Below are 19,697 nucleotides of genomic sequence, written 5' to 3' on the forward strand. Positions count from 1 at the left end.
CCCGGCAAAAGCCTCCGGACAGGACAGAACATGACCCAGCAGGAACGCCACAGCACTATCGCCGACATGGTCAAGCGTCAGGGCTACGCCACCATTGAGCAGCTGGCGCATCACTTCAATGTCACCCCGCAGACCATCCGACGCGATCTCAAGGTTCTGGCCGATGAGCAGGTGATACGACGAGTGCATGGCGGCGCCGGCCTGCTGGAATCCAGCACGGTCAATACCGCCTACAGTGCCCGCAAGTTGATCAACCACGATGCCAAGGCCCGCATTGCCCGGGCGCTGGCCGAACAGATCCCGGATCAGAGTTCGCTTTTCATCAATATCGGGACCAGCACCGAACTGATCGCCGAGGCGCTGCTCCATCATCAGGGGCTGGAAGTCATCACCAACAATCTCAACGTCGCCGCCACGCTCCAGCACCGCGAGGACTTCAACGTCATCGTGGCCGGCGGCAGCGTGCGTTCGCGCGATGGCGGGATCATCGGTGAGGCCACGGTGGACTTCATCAATCAGTTCAAGGTCGACTTTGGCATCATCGGCATCAGCAGTATCGACGAAGACGGCGCCCTGCTCGACTTTGATTACCAGGAGGTCAGAGTGGCGCAGGCGATCATCAGCAACTCGCGTCAGGTCTATCTGGCCGCCGACCACTCCAAGTTTGCCCGCAACGCCGTGGTGCGACTGGGCCATCTCACTCAGATTCACGCCCTGTTTACCGACCAGGAACCCCCGGCAGGCATATGTCGCCTGCTCAGTGAACACAGCATCACGCTCAACATCTGCCCCTGACAGGAGAACATCGAACGCGCGGCAAAACCGATCATGCCGATTGCATCAGACAATCACCGCTGACTTGATGTTCTTTTGAACATGCCTTATGTTCACATTCGAACATTCGTGATGGTATCGTTACCGCGTTCCCCAACTCCCTATCCGGCGCAGACGCGCAAGGCAGGCGCATGACTTCCGACAAGACTTCCGCAATGGACACCCCGGTTCTGGACCTTTTCATCATCGGTGGCGGCATCAATGGCACCGGTATTGCCAACGATGCGGCCGGCCGCGGTCTCAGCATCGGACTTTGTGAACAGGCCGACCTTGCCAGTGCCACCTCCTCGGCTTCCAGCAAGCTGATTCATGGCGGTCTGCGCTATCTGGAGCACAAGGAATTTCGTCTGGTCCGCGAAGCGCTTCACGAGCGTGAAGTACTGCTCAACAAGGCACCGCACATTATATGGCCGCTGCGCTTTATCCTGCCGCATCGCCAGCACCTGCGCCCTGCCTGGATGCTGCGCGCCGGTCTCTTTTTGTATGACCATCTCAGCCCGCGCGACACGCTGCCCGGCTCGAAATCGCTGAAATTCGACAACAACAGCGCGCTCAAGCCCGAGATCAAAAAAGGGTTTGAATACTCCGATTGCTGGGTCGACGACGCGCGTCTGGTCGTGCTCAACGCCCTGCAGGCGCAGGAACAGGGCGGTGAAATCCTGGTGCGCACGCGCTGTGTCAACGCCGTTGAAAAGGACGGTGTCTGGGAGATCACGCTTGAAAACACCCGCACCGGCGAGCAGATGGTTCGTCGAGCGAAGGCGCTGGTCAATGCCGCAGGTCCCTGGGTCGAGTCGTTTATCAAGGGCAGCACCCAGCGCCAGTCGCGCTACGGCATCCACATGATCAAGGGCAGCCATATCATCACCCGCCGCATCAACAGTGACGATCGCGCCTTCATCCTGCAAAACGAAGACAAGCGCATCGTCTTTGTCCTGCCCTGGCAGAACGACTACAGCCTGATCGGCACGACCGATCAGAACTACGAGGGTGATCCGACGCATATCACCATCAGTGACGAAGAGACCGACTACATCCTCAATGTCGTCAACGCCCACTTCAAGGAGCAGCTGACCCGTGACGACGTGGTCACCAGCTACTCCGGCGTTCGCCCGCTGTGTGATGATGAATCCGATGACCCGTCGGCCATGACGCGTGACTACACGCTGGCGCTGGATGATACCGGCGCGCCGATGCTGTCGGTGTTCGGTGGCAAGATCACCACCTTCCGCCGGCTGTCGGAATCCGCCATGGAAAAGATCGAACCCTGGTTCCCCAGCATGGGCAAGCCATGGACCGACAAGCGTCCCCTGCCGGGCGGCAATATCGATTCGCGCGAGGGCTATACCCGCAAGCTGCTCAATCAGTACCCGTTTCTCGGCGAGCGGCGTGCGAACCGGTTTGCCTCCAGCTACGGCACGCTGTGCGAGACGTTCCTCAAGGGAGCTACCGATGAAGCCGAACTGGGCGAGGACTTCGGCGCCGGTTTGACTCGCGCCGAGGTGGATTATTTGATCGATCACGAATGGGCCACTCAGGCCGACGATATCCTCTGGCGTCGTACCAAGATGGACATGCGCCTTGACGAGCCCCAGCGCACGCGACTGCAGCAATACGTCACCGGTCGCATGGATGCCGTCAGCCCGAATGACATGAACGAGCCGGTCGGCACCCCCTCGCCGGACCACGCCCTGGCGCACTGACTTCGCAGCCAGCAGCACACGAAAAAGGGCCCCGAACGGGGCCCTTTTTTTATCCTGTACGGCCTTGATGGCCGTAACAGTGTGCGCTTTCCCCAGCACCTATTCCTGAATGCCGCCGCGTGTCAGCTGTGCCGGGTCGAGATAGCGCTCGAGCTCCTCGCGGGAAAGCTCGGTTTCCTCCTCGGCCACGTCAATGATCGCCCGCCCTTCCTGATAGGCCTTCTTGGCCACACGCGCGGCCTCGTTGTAACCGATCACCGGGTTGAGTGCGGTGACCAGCACCGGATTGCGCGCCAGCGGCGACTCGATATTGTCGCGGCGCACGTTGAAGCTCTTGATCGCCTTGTCTGCCATCAGCACGGAGACGTTGTTCAACAGCGATATCGAACTGAGCACGTTATGTGCCATCAGCGGCAGCATGACGTTGAGCTGAAAGTTGCCCGACTGCCCGCCCACGGTCACCGCAGCGTCATTGCCGATCACCTGGGCGGCCACCTGGGCGGCCGCTTCGGGAATCACCGGGTTGACCTTGCCCGGCATGATCGAGCTGCCCGGCTGCAGCGCTTCAAGCTCGATTTCGCCCAGCCCCGCCAGCGGCCCGGAATTCATCCAGCGCAGATCGTTGCTGATCTTCATCAGCGCGCAGGCATAGGCCTTGAGATGGCCGGAAAGCTCTACGGTGGCATCCTGTGACCCCAGCGCGGCAAAGAGGCTGTCCGCCGGCGTAAAGCCAAGCCCGGTCTGCTCCGACAGACGGCTGGCAAAGCGCTCGGCAAACTCCGGATGAGCGTTGATGCCGCTGCCCACGGCCGTGCCGCCCTGAGCGATACGCAGCATGCGCATCAGTCCGCTCTCAAGGCGCTCGATGGACTGCTCGACCTGACTGGCCCAGGCCCCCAGCTCCTGACTCATGCGCACCGGCATGGCATCCATCAGGTGGGTACGACCGGTCTTGACCACATCATCAAGCGAGGCAGCCTTCTCCTCGATGGTCTGCTGCAGATAGCGCAGCGTCGGTAAAAGGCGCTCGTGAAGCTCCATGGCGATCGAGACATGCAGCGCGGTCGGAATGGTGTCGTTGCTGCTCTGGCCCATGTTTACGTGATCGTTGGGCCCCACCTCGAGATCGGTCCGTGTGGCCAGATGCGAGATGACCTCGTTGACGTTCATGTTCGTCGAGGTGCCCGACCCGGTCTGATAGATGTCGATCGGAAACTGATCGGCGTGCTCGCCGCGAATGATCGCATCGGCGGCCTTGACGATGGCCAGCGCCCGCCCCTCATCAAGCAGCCCGAGGTCCAGGTTGACCTCGGCGGCGGCACGCTTGACCCGCGCCACGGCCGCAATGAACGACGCCGGCATGGGCTGACCGCTGACCGGGAAGTTGTTGATGGCCCGCTGGGTCTGCGCGCCATAAAGTGCCGTCATCGGCACTTCCAGCTCGCCCATGCTGTCCTTTTCGATACGGGACTGATCCATGATCCTCTCCTGATAATCAACGATGAAGCGCCGAAAGATGCTCTTCAGGTTAGCAGGACAGTCGACATCACACCCGTCTCATCCTGGGTACCGGACGGGCCGCTGCGCTTTTCGGGTCAAAGATCGATGACCTGGCGAATGGCCTGCCCACAGGCCAGGCGCTCAAAGCCCTCGTTGATCTCATCAAGCGTCAGCCGATGGGTCAAAAGCCGGTCCACCGGCAGCCGTCCGGCCTGATAGAGCGCGATATATTCCGGCACATCCAGCGTGGGCACGTGGCCGCCCAGATAGGAGCCCTTGAGCGTGCGCTGCTCGGCCACCATGCGTGTCGGGCTGATCGACAGTCGCACATCGGGATGCGGCAGACCGGAACTCACCGTGGTCCCGCCGCGCCGGGTACACTCAAAGGCAAACTCCAGCGCCGGTGCCACACCGGCGAATTCGGTAGCCAGATTGACACCGCCGCCGCTGATCTCGCGCACCTGCTCGATGGCATCCTCATCGCCGCTGTTGACCACATGGGTCGCCCCCATCGCCCTGGCCGTTTCCAGCTTGTCGGCATCGATGTCGGCGGCGATCACCTGACGGGCACCGCCGCCCAGCGCCCCCAGTACCGCCGCCAGCCCCACGCCGCCCAGTCCGACCACCAGCACCGACTGCCCAAGCCTGAGCTGCCCGGTATGCACCACCGCCCCGACGCCTGTCAGCACCGCGCAGCCAAACAGTGCCGCGATATGAAACGGCAGCTCCGGGTCGATACGCGTCAGAGAGCGGCGCGAAGCCACGGCGTACTCGGCAAACCCGGACACCCCGATGTGGTGATAGACCGTCTCGTCATTTTGACGCAGCCGCATGCCGCCGCCCAGCAGATGCCCGGCGGTATTGGCCGCCGCCCCCGGCTGACAAAGCGCCGCCTCACCGGACAGGCAAAACGCGCAGGTGCCGCAGTTGGGCGCGAAGGAGAACACCACATGATCCCCGGCCTCGAGATCGTCGACACCCTCACCCACCTCAACCACCTCGCCGGCCGCTTCATGGCCCAGCACCATGGGCAGCGGCCGCGGACGATCACCGTTGATGGTGGACAGATCGGAATGACAAAGCCCCGCGGCGCGAATGCGCACCAGCACCTCGCCGCGACCGGGCGGGTCGAGCGTGACCTCCTCGATCGACAAGGGCTGTGACGTCCCGTAGGGGCGGGGCTTTTGCATCTCTCGCAGCACGGCGGCACGGGTTTTCATGGCACTCTCCTGATCACGGGCATGACAACGGCGATATCACGTTGAACTCAGCGGTAATACTCGGGGGCATGGCGAAACGTCGGCCAAGCCTCGGGGTCATGCCCGGTCACCACCATGGCCTGCGTCTTGCGCGCCAGCGCATGCAGCTTCTGTACCGAGCGCACGGCGTCGACCGTCGAGACCAGAAAGCCCGGCAGCGCCTTTTCATTCCAGTGATCCATGGTGTAGGCCGCATCCACGGCCAGCAGCACCGGGCCGGTCTCTTCGAGGTTCACCAGAAAACTGGCGTGGCCGGGGGCATGGCCGGGGGTGAAGATAAAGCGGATCGCGCCATCACCGAACAGATCAAACCCATCCTCGCTGTCGTCCAGAAATTGCCATTGAATCCCCGGGCGATCAAAGTCCCTGCGGATATAACCGCCATCGGCAAACCAGTCCGGTGCCATGGCGTATTCATACTCCCGCCGGCGGACGACATGAACGGCGTTGGGAAAACGTCCGGTCGCGCCGGTATGATCCAGATGCAGATGGCTTTGCAGTACATAAGCCACGTCTTCGGGCGCGATGCCCATTTCCTGAAGCACCTGAACACACCCCTCCTCTTCGCGCATCACCGGCTGATAGACCGCCGTAATGTCGCCCCAGTGGCCCTTGGCATCCGTGGCGCACTCCACGGCGCAGCCGCCATCGATGACCACGTTCCCCCGTGGATGAGTAATCAGATACCACGGCACCGGTATCTCGTAGTCATCCAGCCCGGCATTCATGCTGATGTTGCACCGACGGCATTTGAGGGTTCCGGTCTGGAACATGTAAAGACGCATCTGGCTCATGACGATTCTCCCGGCCGAGGCCTGACAGGCATTGATCGTAATGCATGAACAGCAGCTGACACGGCGTACCAGCTTGCTCCATCCAGACATATCTCCTCATGGGCGTATATTCGACCCTGGTCCTGGCATTACCACCGGTGCCATAACGATGGACACCCGACAGGACGTCATCGGCACGCTCATCTACCCTTGACCCCAGACGACATCAACAAGGAGCCTTCTTATGTGGTACCGCCAGCAGATTACCCTCAAGCCCTACAAGCGCGGTTTTCACCTGATCACCAACGACATCCTGAGCTCGCTCGACCGAATGCAGGAGGTCTCCACGGGGCTTTTGCACCTGCAGATGCTGCACACCTCTGCCTCATTGACGCTCAATGAAAACGCCGATCCCGACGTGCGCCACGACATGGAAGCCTTCTTCCGGGATCGCGTTCCGGGCGATCTGCCCTACTTTCGCCACACCATGGAAGGCCCGGACGACATGCCCGCCCACATCAAGGCCAGCCTCATGGGCACCGAGCTGACGCTGGCCGTCGACAACGGCCGCCTGGCCACCGGCACCTGGCAGGGCATCTGGCTCGGCGAACATCGAGAAAACGGCGGCAGCCGCCGCATTCTGGCCACGCTTTACGGCGAGTAACGCCTCACATGCCGGGGCGCGGCCCCGGCATGCAGACACCACCGCCTACGACTGGCGCTCGCCCGATACGGCCTGAATCGCCTTGATCATTTCGTCGCCGTTCAGGTCGACAAAGGTCTCCCAGACAGGTTCGATGGCCTGCTGGAAGGCCGCCGTGTCCACATCGCGATTGACCTCCATGCCTTCCTCTTCAAGCGTTGTGATCATCTGCTCGGTCTGCTCGGTGTTCATCTGGCGCTGCATGGCCGTGGCATCCGCTGCCGCCTTCTCGACAATCTGCTGCTGCTCGGGCGTGAGGCTGTCAAAGCGCTTCTGATTCATGACCATCAACAGCGCCGAGTAGGCGTGGTTGCTGATCGACAGATAGTCCTGCACCTCGTTGAAGTTAAACGACACCACGATGCCCAGCGGATGCTCCTGAGCGTCTACCACGCCGGTTTCCAGTGCCGTGTAAAGCTCGGCGACCGGCAGCTGCTGCGGGTTGGCGCCGAGAAGCTCGAACATGTTGTTGAGCGTGATCGAGTTGTTGACCCGCATGCGCAGGCCCTTCAGGTCCGCCGGCTCCCGAATCGGCCCGCGATTGTTGGTCATCTCTCGAAAGCCGTTTTCCGGAAAGGCCAGCCCCTTGAGCCCCAGCGCCGGCAGCTTGCTCATGACCGCCTCACCCGGTGCCCCATCCAGCGCCTGATAGGCGGCATTGCTGTCGGTGAACATGAACGGCAGCTCAAAGGCGCCGGCTTCCGGCACCATGCCGGTAAAATTGGTCAGCCCCGACAGCGTGATATCGATGATGCCGGAGCGGGCGCCGTCGATCATCTGGGCGTCGTTGCCCAGCTGACCGTTGGGAAAGATCTGCACCTTGAGATCACCGTCGCTGGCCTTTTCCACTTCCTCCTTGAACTTCTCCGCCAGCACATGCTGCAGATCGCTTTGTGGCGTGGGGTGCGCAAAGCGCAGCGTGGTCGCCGCCCAGACACTGCTGGACACCGACATGGCCACCATCAGTGCTGCCGCAGTTGTACCGAGAGTCATACCGAGCGTCGTACCGAACAGGAATCTTGTCATGTTGTTGCTCCTTGCCTTCGGAATCAGCCGATCAGCCAATGCATCGGCACGGTAATGATCTGGGGTATCAGCACAAACAGCGCCAGCAGCGCGATATACACCAGAACAAAGGGATAGACGCCGCGCACCGCGTCACTCATCGTGGTCTTGCTGATCCCGCACACCACGTTAAGCACGGTACCCACCGGCGGAGTGATCAGACCGATACAGCAGTTGATGACAAACATCAGGCCGAAATAGACCGGATCAATGCCTGCCTCGCGCACCAGCGGCATGAACAGCGGCACCAGAATCAGGATCGCCGGCGCCAGATCCATCACCATGCCTACCAGCAGCACCACCACCATGATGGCGGCCATCAAAAGGCGCGGATTGTCGACCAGCGGGCCCAGCAACTCGGCAAGCTGCTGCGGCAGCTGCGCGATGGTAATCACCCAGGAGGCCACCATCGCCGCGCCGACCAGAAACATCACCAGTGCCGTCGAGCGCCCGGCGCTTTTGAGCACCTGTGCAAGCTTGGCCAGGCTCATTTCGCGATAGATCACGGTCGAGACCACAATGGCGTAGACTGCCGCGACCACAGCCGCTTCCGTTGGGGTAAACACGCCCATGCGAATGCCGACAATGATGATCACCGGCAGCAGCAGCGCCCAGACGCTCTCCTTGAGGGCCTTGAGCCGCTCGGCCCGGCTCGCCTTCGGCTGCAGCTCGATGTCGGATTTGCGCATCATGAACCGCCACGTGATCATCAGCGCCACGCCCATCAAAAGCCCCGGCACGATGCCGCCGATAAAGAGCTTGGCAATCGAGATATTGCCCGCCACACCCAGAATGATCAGCGGCAGTGAGGGCGGAATGACCGGCGCGATGATGCCGCCGGCGGCCAATAGCCCCACCGAGCGAAACGCCGGATAGCCGCTTTTGCGCATCATCGGATAGAGAATGCTGACCAGTGCGGCGGCATCCGCCACCGCCGAACCCGAAAGCCCTGCCAGCAGTATCGAGGTCAGAATGGCGACGTAGCCCAGCCCGCCGCGCCAGTGCCCGACCAGCGTCATCGCCAGCTTCACGATGCGATCGGACAGCCCGCCGACCGCCATCACCTCGCCGGCAATCATGAAAAAGGGAATCGCCAGCAGGGCGAAGTTGTCCACCCCGTTGATCATCGACTGCGACAGGATGTCGGCGCTGAACATGCCCAGATTGAGCATCAGCGCCCCCGCCGCCAGCAGCAGCGCAAACGCCACCGGCAGGCGCAGCAGAATCGCGCCGATCAGTACGCCCAGAAACAGTGCCAGCGTCATGAGTGGTGCTCCCCGTTGGGGGCGTGCGCCGCCTCATCGACGGCCAGCGAATGGCCATCGCCACCCTGCTCGCCCGGCGCCTGCCCGGGCCCTGGCCGCAACAGCCCGATCAGGGCGGTAATGCTCATCAGCGTGCCGGCAACGACCCCGGCCAGATAGAACAGTCCGGTGGACAGCCCGGTCAGCGGCGAGATGTTGTGCCAGTTGGCCAGTGTCTGCTTCCAGCAGCCCATCAGCAGCATGATCGAGGCGCCCAGAATCACGATCCACAAAAAACGCGCGATCACGGAGCGCACCCCGGCCGGCAGACGATCAAAGAACTCCGTGACGGCCAGGTGCTCGCCATCCTTTAAACACAGCGAGGCCCCCAGCATCACCACCCAGACAAACCCGAGCCGGGAAAGCTCGATACCGGAGCGCAGGCCCGAGGAGAAGCCGTAACGCAGCACCACGTTGAAAAACACCAGCACCATCATGGCGGTCATGAGGGCCACGATCAGCCACTCGATGCTGCGCCACACCGCGCGAAATATTGTCATTGTTGGTCTCCACGACCCGTCCGGGCCGCCGCTTCGGTTGTTCCCTGTGTAATCCCCTGTTCCCGCTTCCTTTCTGTCTGTGCCTGCCTGTGCCCGACGGATCAGTCGTGCCGATCGCGGTCGGTCTGTTGATCCAGCTCGGCGATATAGCGCTGCGTCACGGTCAGATCCAGTTCGCCCAGCCCGCGCTCGCCCAGGTCCTGATACAGCGACAAAAGCGTCGAGAGCTGCGGCGTGACGACCTGCTGCTGCGCGGCCTCATCATGGGCAAAGCCGAGATCCTTGATCATGTAGCGCGCAATGCCGGAGGGCGCGTAGTCCTTGTCGATCAGGCGCTGCTTGCGTGATTCCAGAAAGCGCCCGCCGGCGTAGCCGCCGCCCAGACAGGTCAGAAGTTTCTCGACGTCCAGACCGGCGCGCTCGGCGATGGTGGTGGCCTCCGACAGCGCCACCATGGTGGCCGCCACCACCATCTGATTACACGCCTTGGCCACCTCGCCCGCGCCCAGCGGGCCCAGCAGCACCGGCGTACCCATCGTCTCCAGCGCAAAACGCGCGCGGTCGAGATCCGCCGCCTCCCCGCCCACCATGATCGAAAGCGTGCCCGCCTCGGCGCCGTCCGTACCGCCGGACAGCGGCGCGTCCAGCACGTGAATCTGCCCCTGGCTTCGTTCATCAAGCCGCTCGGCCAGCGCGCGAACGCCCTCGGGCGACGAGGTCGAACAAATCACCAGCAGCAGCGGCCCGGCAAGCCCGGCCAGCAGGCCGTCATCGCCGTCGATCAGCGCCTCGAGCTGGGGCAGGTCCGGCAGTACCGTGATGACCACATCGCTTTGGCCTGCCAGCGCCCTGGGGGTGTCACAGCGCTCGGCGCCGGCCGCCAGTGCCGGGGCGAGTTTTTCCGGCGAGCGGCCGAAGACACTGACCCGGCTGGCGACACCGGCCGTGAGCAGATTGCGTGCCATCGGCATGCCCATGCTGCCCAGACCGATCATCCCGACCCGCAGAGCACTGCCCGGCGACGCTTGAGCTTTTTGCATGTGTCTCTCCCTCAAAGTGGCTATGGTGGCCGGCAGCGCTGGGCTCGTCAGGTAGTGGCGCCGGCGCTGCCCTTGCCCAGATTCATCGGATTGGCAATGTGTACGGCCATGCTGGACAGCGCCTCGATGGCCTGCAGCTCGATATGATCGTTGCAGTACACCTCCAGCAGCGAAGCGCCCACGGCAAAGCCCTGCTCGCCGCTGTACTGCGGCGCTACCGCCACCGCCAGCCCGCGGATGCCGGTAAACACTTCGCCTTTATCCCGTGCGTGCCCCCGACCGCGCACATCGCGAATCTTGTCGATCAGCGCCTCGAGATCGGTGATGGAATCTGCCGTCCAGGCCGGGCGCGTGGCCGGGTCCTCGAAGCGCTGCCTGAGCTCGTCATCATCAAGACCTGCCAGCAGCGCATTGCCCACCGCCGTGATCGAGGCCGGAAAGCGACTGCCGATGCTTGCCGTCATGCGCAGCGGTAGGCGCCCGGCATGGGCGGCGAGATAGAGCACGTCCGTGCCGTCCAGCACCGCCAGCTGACAGATTTCGTCATGAAGAAAGGGGGTATCGCTGCAGGCCTGATAAAACGCCTGCACCGGGTCCACCGTGCGCAGATACGCCCCGCCCAGCTCCACCAGACGGCGCCCCAGCCGGTAGCCGCCCTCCACGCGCTGGATCACCCCTTCGGCTTCCAGCGACAGGCAGATGTTGAAAAGCGACGAGCGGGCCACGCCGAGCTGGCGCGCCATTTCGCTCACGCCCAGCGTTTCACCGGCCGCCGCTTCCAGCAGGGTCAGTACGCGCAGGGCACGCGTCACGGCCGGGGCGCTCATCAGTAGAACTCGACCGTATCAACACGGTTTCTAAGCGCCTCGCCGTTGAGATAGCGCCGAGCGTTATCGGCAAAAAACTCGGCGATCAGACGGTCCTCGGACTCGCTGAGCGCGGCGGTATGGGGCGTGAGCAGTACGTTGGGCATGTCCCATAGCGGTGAGGTGTTCTCCAGCGGCTCCGAGGCCGTTACATCCAGCACCGCCAGCCCGATGTGATTGCTCTGCAACGCCTGGATCAGCGCGGGTTCATCGATGACCGTGCCGCGTCCGACGTTGACGAGAGTAACGCCGGGCTTCATCTCGGCCAGCAGTTCGGCATCAATCAATCCTTCAGTGGCCTCGGTACCCGGCAGCGCGATCACGATGGCATCGGCGCGGCGCACACCGTCGCGAAGCTGGGAGGGCGCGATAATTTCATCGACATGGGGCACCAGGCGCTGCTGGCGCGACACGCCCAGCACGTGCATGTCCAGAAGCGACAGCCGGCGCGCCACTTCACGGCCGATACCGCCCAGCCCCAGAATCAGCACCTGCTGCTCGCTGATCTGCCCCATCAGCCAGCGATCGCCCCAGTGATGATCGCGCTGCTGGGCCATAATGCGGGGCAGCTGCTTGGCGCCGGCCAGCACGCCAAACACGGCGTACTCCGCCAGCGGCGCGCCATGCACACCGGCCGAGGTGGTAAACATCACCCGTTCCAGCGCCTCGCCGGAAAGCCCCGCCGCCTTGACCTGCCCCCCACCGCCGGCAGCCATGACGTGCACCCAGCGAAGCTTCGGGTTGGCCTTAACGATTCTGGCCAGCCACTGCGGATCGACATCCGGAATGCCGTAGAGCACGTCCGCCTCGCACAGCAACGCGTCAAAGCGCGCCTCCTCCTCGGGCGTACGTTTGAAATTCGGGTCACCGGCAAAGTCTGCCGGGTGGCGCATGGGCGGCAGCAGCGACTGGTCACGCAGCAGCTCGATCTCGGGCACCAGGGACTCGATCAGCGCACACAGTGTCTCGCTTAGTGGCGTGGCCACCGCCACCTTCAGCGTTTTTTGCGTCATGGCGCGCTCCGAAGACCTGCGGTCGTACAGTGGATTGAACATTGTTCAGTGGACTGTACAGCGCACCTGACCTGCGAGAAGCGCGGCTTTGGTCGATATCGGGACCAAAGTGCAATGCCGGCGGCCGCAGAGCCCGGCCGCCGATACCGGAAGAGGGTTATATCAGCAGGAAGACATATCAGAAGTGGCGTGCCTTTGCTCCAGAGCACGTATCTGCACCAGCAGGGCGTGGTTGATGGGCGTGGCGATGCCGTGGGCCTGCGCCTGTCGCACGATAAAACCGTTAAGGTGCTCGATTTCACCGGGACGGCCACGGGCCAGATCCTGCGCCGTTGAGGAGTGCTGCCCCGCCATGGTCTCGGCAATCGCCAGGGTTGACGCCGTAATGTCATCGGGAAGCGTCACCGCACAGACCCGTGCCACGGCCCGGCACTCGTCAACGATCATTGTCACCAGCGCCCGGGTGCCTTCAACCGCCATCAGCACGCCGTAGGGCTGCCGGGTGATGGCCGACATCGCATTCCAGGCGCAGTTGATCACCAGCTTGGCCCACAGCATGCCGGCCACGTTATCGGACACCTGTGTCGGGATACCGGCACGCTCGAACAGATCCGCCAGCGACTCACTCACGGGTGAGGCGCCCAGCGCCAGCTCACCGCGACCGTAGTGGCGCACGTGCCCCGGTCCTGCCATGGCCACCGCGGTATACACCAACCGGCATCACCGCACGGCCCAAAAGGGCGGCGAGCCGCTCGGCGTTATCCACCCCGTTTTGCAGACTCAGAATGATGGCGTTGTCAGAGAGCATCGGGGCCATCGCCGCGCCGGCGGCCTCGGTATCGGTGGCCTTGACACAAAAGAGCACCAGCTCGGCGTCTTTTAGCGCGCTCACATCAACGCTGGCCGAGACCTCGAACGTCTCGCGCCTTGACGCCGTTTCAAGGATCAGCCCTTGCCGGTGAATGGCCTCGATGTGATTGGTGCGGCCGATCAGCGTCACCGCATGGCCGGCGCGGGCCAGCAGCGCGGCGTAGTAGCACCCGACCGCACCGGCGCCCATGATTGCAATCTGCATGCGCTCTCCTCTTATCAGCGGTGACATCATGAGTCATCCTGCCCCACTGCCACACCCGGTCACGAGCGCTATTATGCAAAGCGCCCCCATGCGCTATCGCACACGGCGCCAGCTTGAATGTCACAGCAGACGTTCAAGCCGGACGGTTTACAACAGATTTTCAAAAAAGAGACATGGCATGAAGTCACTCACCCAACGTCAACAGTTCATGGGCCTGGCCGGCTGGCTGATGCTGGCCTATATCGCCGCCGCCATCGGCGCGGTTGCCTCCGTCAATGCCGCCGAATTCTATCAGCAGCTGCAGCAGCCCTCCTGGGCGCCCCCGGCCGGCGCGTTCGGCCCGGTCTGGACCACGCTCTACACCCTGATGGGCATTGCCGCCTGGCTTGTCTGGCGGGAAAAGCCGACGCAAAACGTGCGCCCGGCGCTGACGCTGTTTGTCGTGCAGCTGGCACTCAATGCGCTGTGGAGCTGGCTCTACTTTGTCTGGCAGCTGGGCGCGATCGCCTTTGCCGGCACGGTCGTACTCTGGATCCTGATTCTCGCCACGCTAATCGCCTTCTGGCGCATCAAACCGCTCGCCGGCGCCCTGCTGGTGCCCTATCTGGCCTGGGTGACGCTGGCCACCGCGCTGACCTGGAGCACCTGGCATCTCAACCCGCAGGTGCTGGGATAAACCGGCTTCCCATGCATGACAGCCCGATTGCCCGCGCCTGACCGTGATCAGTGCCGGGCACTCGTCATACGACTTCATGGCCAGAGACCCGGATGTCAGAGACGACCCTAGCCCCGCCCCGTTTTAACGCGCCGGCCGGTGAGATCATCGGCTGGCGTGACGGCAATGTGCTGCGCGCCACCGGCATCCCCTACGCCCGCACCGAACGGTTTCAGCCGCCTATACCGTTGGCACGATCTGAAGCGCCGATCAGTGCGACGCAATGGGCACCCGCCAGCCCGCAGCGACCCATGCAGGCCTTCGCCCGTCTGCTGGGCGTCTCTCCAGGCGCCATGGCACAGCAGGAAGACTGCACCCGGCTGTCCATCTGCTTACCCGATCACCCGGCCACCACACCTCGCCCGGTGATGGTGTGGATTCACGGCGGCTCCTACATCTTCGGGGCGGGGGATCTGCCCATCCACGACCCGAAATCACTGGTATCAGAGCAGGACGTGGTCACCGTTAATGTGACCTATCGTCTGGGCATTTTCGGCTTCGTGGGTGGCACCTTTCAGGCAGAGACAAACACTCGGGAAAAGAAAAAGGCCCGCCCCGCCAATCTGGGCCTGCTGGACATGATCGCCGCGCTGCGCTGGATCAGGGAGAACATCGCCGCCTTTGGCGGCGACCCCGACAACGTCACCCTGTTCGGCGAATCGGCCGGGGGCGATGCCATCGCCCACCTGATGAGCTCCGATGAGACCCGAGGGCTTTTCCGGCGCGCCATCATCCAGAGCGCGCCTTTGGGCATTACCCCCGGGCGCCGTGCCATGCATGTCGCCATGGCCAGAACAGCTTCGAGCATCGACGAGCACAGCTCCCTGGAAGCCTGTCTTGATACCCAGCTCGAGGTCGAAAAGATTGGTCAGCGCTATCTGCCCCGCGGCCTGATGCCCTTTGGCGTGCAGTTCGGTCAGGCACCACTGCCATCGCTCAGAGAGCGCCGAGCCGAACTTGACGAGCGCGCGCCCCATTGCGACCTGCTGATCGGCCACAACGTCGATGAAGCGGAACTGTTCATGCCCGAAGCCGAAGCGCTGCAGGGGCTGTTCCACCTGCCGGTGATCGGCGCGGGGTGTCGGCGCGCGCTGAGCCGAGCCATCACCGCCGGACTCTATTCCCGCCCCGCCGAACGCTTTGCCCGGCGCCATGCCAACGCCGGTGGGCGCGTGTGGCGCTACCGGCTGGACTGGGGCAGCGACCGGGCCGCCCGCGGCGCCTGCCACAGTATCGATCTCGCCCTGCTGTTCGCCGGCTGGGACTTGTGGCGCCATGCCGGTATTGTCGAGGGGATGAGCGAACAGACCATGGAGACCGATGGCCGTCGACTGCGCGCGCTCTGGGCCCAGTTTGCCCGGGAAGGCACGCTGGAAGATGAGGGCGCCATTGAAGGCGTGCTGGCATGGAAAAGGGTCAGGCCACAATAGATCAGTGCCCCGTGTGATCACGGTTCCCATCCGATTGCCCTTTCGCAGTCACCGGGCCACATCTGCATGGAATCTCCTTCGACGAATGCAACTTGCGCATCCCCTTTTTAATGTGATTCCAATACAGCGAACACAACAAGAATGGGGACCACTGCATGGATGCGCTGATTTCACTGCTGCCACCGCTTGCCGCTGTGGTACTGGCACTGGCGACCCGCCGGGTCAACGTGTCGCTCTTTGTCAGTATCTGGCTGGGAGGCTGGCTGGTCGCGGGCAATCCTATCGCTGCCGTGGGCCAGACGTTTGACTGGTTTGCTGAAGTGATGACTGATGAATGGAATGCTCGTTTTCTGGTGCTGGTAGCACTGCTAGGTGCAGGCGCGGCCTTCATGCACCGCACCGGCGGCTCTCAGGCACTGGCTCACGCGCTTTCCAAGCGGATTCATTCGGGGCGGGCATCCCTGCTGTTCACCTGGGTGCTGGGTGTGGTGATCTTTTTCAACGACTACGTCAATTCGGTCATCGTGGGCAATGCCACTCGCGATCTCACCGCCCGCCAGCGCCAGTCCCGGGAAAAGCTCGCCTGGGTGATGGATGCCACTTCCGCGCCCATGGCGACGCTGGGCCCTGTCTCGGACTGGATCGGCTATCAGGTGTCGCTGATCGCCGGGGCGCTGGTGGGCCTGAGCTTCTCATCGGCGGAACCCTACCGGCTCTTTCTGCAGTCGATCCCGTGGAATTTTTACGCCCTGCTCTGCCTGGCCTCGGTGCCCATGATTCTGCTGGCCGGCGACTTCGGCCCCATGGCACAGGCCCAACGCCGTGCCGCGGAAACCGGAGAGCTGGTCGCCCCCGGCGATACCCCGCTCTCCAACGTGGATGCCGACCTGGGCGAAGTCCCCGAGGGGCGCGGGCGACTCTGGCATTTTGTACTGCCACTGGTCGTGCTGATCAGCGTGGCCTGCTGGGGGCTCTGGTACACCGGTGGCGGCGCCGAAGGTGCAACGGTCATAGACGCGCTGGCGGATACCGATGTTAGCGTGGCGCTCTCCTGGGCGGCCTTCGCCATGGTGGTCACCGGCATGTCCATGGCACTGCTGCAGCGCCAGAGCCTGAAGGATTGCGAAGAGACGCTGCTGGCAGGGTTTCGCACCATGCTGCCGGCACTGGCCATCATGGTGCTGGCATGGAGCATCGGCACTGTCACCGGTGCACTGGATACGGGAGAACACGTCATCAATGTCACCCGTGACTGGCTTTCCCCGGCACTTCTGCCGCTTTTGATCTTTCTGATCGCCATGGTGATCTCGTTTGCCACCGGCAGTTCCTGGGGCGCCATGGCGATACTGACCCCCATCGGCGTGCCGCTTGCCTTCGAGCTTTCCGGCGGTGATATGACACTGGTCAGCATGGCAATCGGCGCCATTTTCTCCGGCTCAATCTTCGGAGATCACTGCTCACCCATCTCCGATACCACGGTGATGGCGTCGATTTTCGCTGGCTCCGACCATATCGCCCACGTACGCACCCAGATTCCCTATGCGCTGATACCGGCCATCGTGAGTGCACTGCTTTACGTGGCCTCGATGGTCATTGAATCCGTATGGCTGCTGCTGGCGGCGGGACTGGTGGTTCAGTTCGGAGTGATCATGGTGCTGGGACGATCGGGCAAAAGCTCAGACAGCGGATAAAACATGCCAGAACCGCCACTCCATTGGCGCTAAACGAGCCCCGATAACAGGTTCATCAAAAAAGCCCGCCACTCAATAGGAGTGGCGGGCTTTTGATTTCACAACAGCACCGATTTACGGAATGACCTTCTCCGCCCGCAGCCGGGTAAAGAGGTCAAAGAAGGCAGCGCGGGTCTCGCGGAACTCATCAAAGCCGAAGTCGCGGCATTTGACGAGGTCGTTGACGCACTCCTGCTCGCGGCCGAGATCGGCGTCGGTGTGCCACCAGGAAACCAGCTTCGTCACGTCGGATTCGACCAGACCATACTGCTCGGCAATCCTTTGCCACTTGGGCTCAAGACCGGCCATCTGCTCTTCCAGCGGCTGCGGCGTTTCGGGGCAGTCCGCCACTTCCAGGCCGAAGAACTCACCGATCTCCTGCCACATGCGGCGCCAGCGGAAGGTATCGCCGTTGACCGTGTTAAACGCCTGATTGTGCGCGCCGGTGGTCAGTGATGCCCACTCCATCTGGCGTGCCAGCAGCAGCGCATCGGTCATGTCGGTCAGTGCGTTCCACTGAAGCTGCGAGCCCGGGAAGACGAACTGTCGACCGGTGGCCTTGCAGATCGAGGCATAAACGCCAAGCGTTGTGCCCATGTTCATGGCGTTGCCGCGGGCATGGCCGATGACGGTATGCGGACGATGCACGTTCCAGGCAAAGCCGTATGTGCCGGCGGCCTCGATCAGGATATCTTCCAGCGTGTAGTAGAAGTTTTCCCCCGGGACGCGCGGGGCGGACTCACGAAACGGCGTTTCGACCTTGCCACTGCCGTAGCTTTCAAAGGAACCCAGATACTGCTTGGTGCCGGTGACCAGCGCCGCATGCTCGAGCTTTTCCGGGTTCAGCGCGGCAAACAGGTTATTCATCATCGCGCCGTTGGCTTCGACGTTTTCCTGTTCGCTGTCACGCCTGGTCCATGTGCAATAAAAGACATGGCTGATCGGCAGGCCTTCAAGCGCCTGTGCGGTGGCATCGGCATCTAGCAGATTGGCCGAGACCGGAATCACGCCGTCCTTGCCGGTGGGCTGACGCGACAGACCGTAAACGGTCCAGCCGCTGGCGACCAGATATGAGGCCAGGTTACCGCCGGTAATGCCGGTGGCGCCGACCACCAGTGCTACACCCTTTTGCATGATGAGACTCCCTTGTTCATCAAATGATGCCAGCCATTATGGTCCTTGCGCGGCATTGCCGAAATCGAACATTATGCAAATGATTATTGCATTAGGTGCAACATGATGGATCTCAATGGGTTACGAACATTTGAACGGGTTGCGGCGACCGGCAGCTTTACAGCCGCTGCACGACATTTCCATATGGCGGTCTCCTCCGTCTCACGCCAGGTCAGCGCGCTGGAAGAGAGCCTGGGCATTCGACTGCTTTATCGCCATACCCGAGCTGTGACGCTGACCGAGGCAGGCCGGCAGTACTACGAGCAGATTCGCGTCACGCTCGAGCAGCTTAATCAGGCCACCGAGTCACTGAAAGGCCCGACGCGGGCACCGTCAGGAACGCTGCGCATCAATAGCCCGGTGGCGTTCGGCCGCCATCAGGTGGTACCGCTGCTGCGCGGTTTTCACAAGCGCTATCCGGACGTACACGCCGAGCTGCTGCTCACCGATGCGCTGACCGACCCGGTGCGAGAAGGCAGCGACATTACCTTTCGTGTCGGGCAGCTGGCCGACTCCTCCCTGATTGCCCGACCGCTGGCCCCCATGAACTACGTGGCCGCCGCCTCCCCCGCCTATCTGCTGGATCACGGGACGCCCGAGACGCCACAGGCGCTGACAGATCACGACTGCCTGCTCTATCAGGGTGAGATGGGCCGCCAGCGCTGGTATTTTCAAGCACCCGGTGACGCCGCTCCCACAGCGTTCGAACTGGCTGGCAGCCTCTACAGCAACGATGCCGACAGCCTGTTACAGGCCGCCATTCTGGGTCAGGGCATTGTGCTCTTCCCCACCTGGCTGATCGATGAGGCGCTGGCTTCACAACAGCTGGCGCCGATATTGAGTGGCTGGCGCTGCGAAGTCGTGCCCGAGCGGCGCATGATTCATGTGCTGACCACCGACGGCCGGTTGCGCACGCCCAAGGTGGCGGCCTTCATGAGCTACCTGCAGGACGTCATTGGCGATGCACCTTCGTGGGACAAGTGGCAGCATCCCGACGCACCGCCCGCCTCATAG

The 19,697-nt window shown here is 62.7% G+C and carries 19 protein-coding genes; 7 read left to right on the forward strand and 12 right to left on the reverse strand.

All coding sequences use genetic code 11. From position 1 onward, the window contains the following. The first annotated feature begins 30 nt into the window (after positions 1-30). Positions 31-795, forward strand: a complete 765-nt coding sequence (locus C8D72_RS05345; protein ID WP_115853311.1) for a DeoR/GlpR family transcriptional regulator — start codon at positions 31-33, stop codon at positions 793-795. 170 nt (positions 796-965) lie between these two features. Continuing rightward, complete coding sequence (gene glpD / locus C8D72_RS05350; RefSeq protein ID WP_245955152.1) at positions 966-2,537, forward strand: glycerol-3-phosphate dehydrogenase; 1,572 nt, start codon at positions 966-968, stop codon at positions 2,535-2,537. A gap of 99 nt (positions 2,538-2,636) precedes the next feature. On the opposite strand, the gene C8D72_RS05355 is transcribed toward glpD, so the two are convergent. The 3 genes from C8D72_RS05355 to attM form a co-directional block, all read right to left on the reverse strand. Beyond that, positions 2,637-4,016, reverse strand: a complete 1,380-nt coding sequence (locus C8D72_RS05355) for a class II fumarate hydratase (protein ID WP_115853313.1) — start codon at positions 4,014-4,016, stop codon at positions 2,637-2,639. A 116-nt stretch (positions 4,017-4,132) separates the two neighbouring features. Further along, positions 4,133-5,257 carry a zinc-dependent alcohol dehydrogenase family protein gene (locus tag C8D72_RS05360; RefSeq protein WP_115853314.1) on the reverse strand — a complete coding sequence of 375 codons (1,125 nt, stop codon included), beginning with the start codon at positions 5,255-5,257 and terminating at the stop codon, positions 4,133-4,135. Positions 5,258-5,304: 47 nt separating this feature from the next. Continuing rightward, positions 5,305-6,090: an AttM family quorum-quenching N-acyl homoserine lactonase gene (attM, locus tag C8D72_RS05365; protein ID WP_115853633.1), complete on the reverse strand. Its 786-nt coding sequence runs from the start codon at positions 6,088-6,090 to the stop codon at positions 5,305-5,307. A 223-nt stretch (positions 6,091-6,313) separates the two neighbouring features. Between attM and C8D72_RS05370 the strand changes: the two genes are divergently transcribed. After that, positions 6,314-6,733, forward strand: a complete 420-nt coding sequence (locus C8D72_RS05370) for a secondary thiamine-phosphate synthase enzyme YjbQ (RefSeq protein WP_115853315.1) — start codon at positions 6,314-6,316, stop codon at positions 6,731-6,733. A gap of 45 nt (positions 6,734-6,778) precedes the next feature. Here the strand turns inward: C8D72_RS05370 and C8D72_RS05375 are convergent, their stop codons facing one another. The 8 genes from C8D72_RS05375 to C8D72_RS17585 form a co-directional block, all read right to left on the reverse strand. Further along, complete coding sequence (locus C8D72_RS05375) at positions 6,779-7,798, reverse strand: DctP family TRAP transporter solute-binding subunit (protein WP_211308760.1); 1,020 nt, start codon at positions 7,796-7,798, stop codon at positions 6,779-6,781. A gap of 23 nt (positions 7,799-7,821) precedes the next feature. Next, a complete protein-coding gene (locus C8D72_RS05380) occupies positions 7,822-9,102 on the reverse strand; it encodes a TRAP transporter large permease subunit (RefSeq protein WP_115853316.1) in 1,281 nt (426 codons plus the stop codon). After that, the gene (locus C8D72_RS05385; RefSeq protein WP_115853317.1) at positions 9,099-9,641 is read right to left on the reverse strand and encodes a TRAP transporter small permease; all 543 of its coding nucleotides are present in this window, start codon (positions 9,639-9,641) and stop codon (positions 9,099-9,101) included. Before C8D72_RS05385 ends, C8D72_RS05380 begins: the two co-directional genes overlap by 4 nt. 101 nt (positions 9,642-9,742) lie before the next feature. Continuing rightward, positions 9,743-10,681 (reverse strand): NAD(P)-dependent oxidoreductase, encoded by a 939-nt coding sequence (locus tag C8D72_RS05390; protein ID WP_115853318.1) that lies wholly within the window; start codon positions 10,679-10,681, stop codon positions 9,743-9,745. Between the two features lie 47 nt (positions 10,682-10,728). After that, positions 10,729-11,508, reverse strand: coding sequence for an IclR family transcriptional regulator (locus tag C8D72_RS05395; RefSeq protein ID WP_115853319.1), 780 nt, complete (start codon positions 11,506-11,508; stop codon positions 10,729-10,731). Further along, positions 11,508-12,560 (reverse strand): D-2-hydroxyacid dehydrogenase, encoded by a 1,053-nt coding sequence (locus tag C8D72_RS05400; protein ID WP_115853635.1) that lies wholly within the window; start codon positions 12,558-12,560, stop codon positions 11,508-11,510. The genes C8D72_RS05395 and C8D72_RS05400 overlap by 1 nt, the downstream gene beginning before the upstream one ends. Before the next feature lie 162 nt (positions 12,561-12,722). Continuing rightward, complete coding sequence (locus tag C8D72_RS17580) at positions 12,723-13,235, reverse strand: ketopantoate reductase family protein (RefSeq protein ID WP_211308761.1); 513 nt, start codon at positions 13,233-13,235, stop codon at positions 12,723-12,725. Further along, the gene (locus C8D72_RS17585) at positions 13,213-13,635 is read right to left on the reverse strand and encodes a ketopantoate reductase family protein (protein WP_211308762.1); all 423 of its coding nucleotides are present in this window, start codon (positions 13,633-13,635) and stop codon (positions 13,213-13,215) included. The genes C8D72_RS17580 and C8D72_RS17585 overlap by 23 nt, the downstream gene beginning before the upstream one ends. A 178-nt stretch (positions 13,636-13,813) precedes the next feature. On the opposite strand from C8D72_RS17585, the gene C8D72_RS05410 reads away from it, so the two are divergent. The 3 genes from C8D72_RS05410 to C8D72_RS05420 all read left to right on the forward strand — a co-directional run bounded on the left by C8D72_RS05410 (position 13,814) and on the right by C8D72_RS05420 (position 17,471). Further along, the gene (locus C8D72_RS05410) at positions 13,814-14,311 is read left to right on the forward strand and encodes a TspO/MBR family protein (RefSeq protein ID WP_115853320.1); all 498 of its coding nucleotides are present in this window, start codon (positions 13,814-13,816) and stop codon (positions 14,309-14,311) included. Positions 14,312-14,403: 92 nt separating this feature from the next. Continuing rightward, complete coding sequence (locus tag C8D72_RS05415; RefSeq protein WP_115853321.1) at positions 14,404-15,780, forward strand: carboxylesterase family protein; 1,377 nt, start codon at positions 14,404-14,406, stop codon at positions 15,778-15,780. Positions 15,781-15,935: 155 nt separating this feature from the next. Continuing rightward, the gene (locus tag C8D72_RS05420; RefSeq protein WP_115853322.1) at positions 15,936-17,471 is read left to right on the forward strand and encodes a Na+/H+ antiporter NhaC family protein; all 1,536 of its coding nucleotides are present in this window, start codon (positions 15,936-15,938) and stop codon (positions 17,469-17,471) included. Positions 17,472-17,585: 114 nt separating this feature from the next. On the opposite strand, the gene C8D72_RS05425 is transcribed toward C8D72_RS05420, so the two are convergent. Next, positions 17,586-18,644: an SDR family oxidoreductase gene (locus tag C8D72_RS05425; protein WP_115853323.1), complete on the reverse strand. Its 1,059-nt coding sequence runs from the start codon at positions 18,642-18,644 to the stop codon at positions 17,586-17,588. A 105-nt stretch (positions 18,645-18,749) separates the two neighbouring features. On the opposite strand from C8D72_RS05425, the gene C8D72_RS05430 reads away from it, so the two are divergent. Further along, positions 18,750-19,697 carry a LysR family transcriptional regulator gene (locus tag C8D72_RS05430; RefSeq protein WP_115853636.1) on the forward strand — a complete coding sequence of 316 codons (948 nt, stop codon included), beginning with the start codon at positions 18,750-18,752 and terminating at the stop codon, positions 19,695-19,697.

This window comes from Kushneria indalinina DSM 14324 (assembly GCF_003385845.1).
In the GTDB taxonomy this organism is placed as follows: Bacteria; Pseudomonadota; Gammaproteobacteria; order Pseudomonadales; family Halomonadaceae; genus Kushneria; species Kushneria indalinina.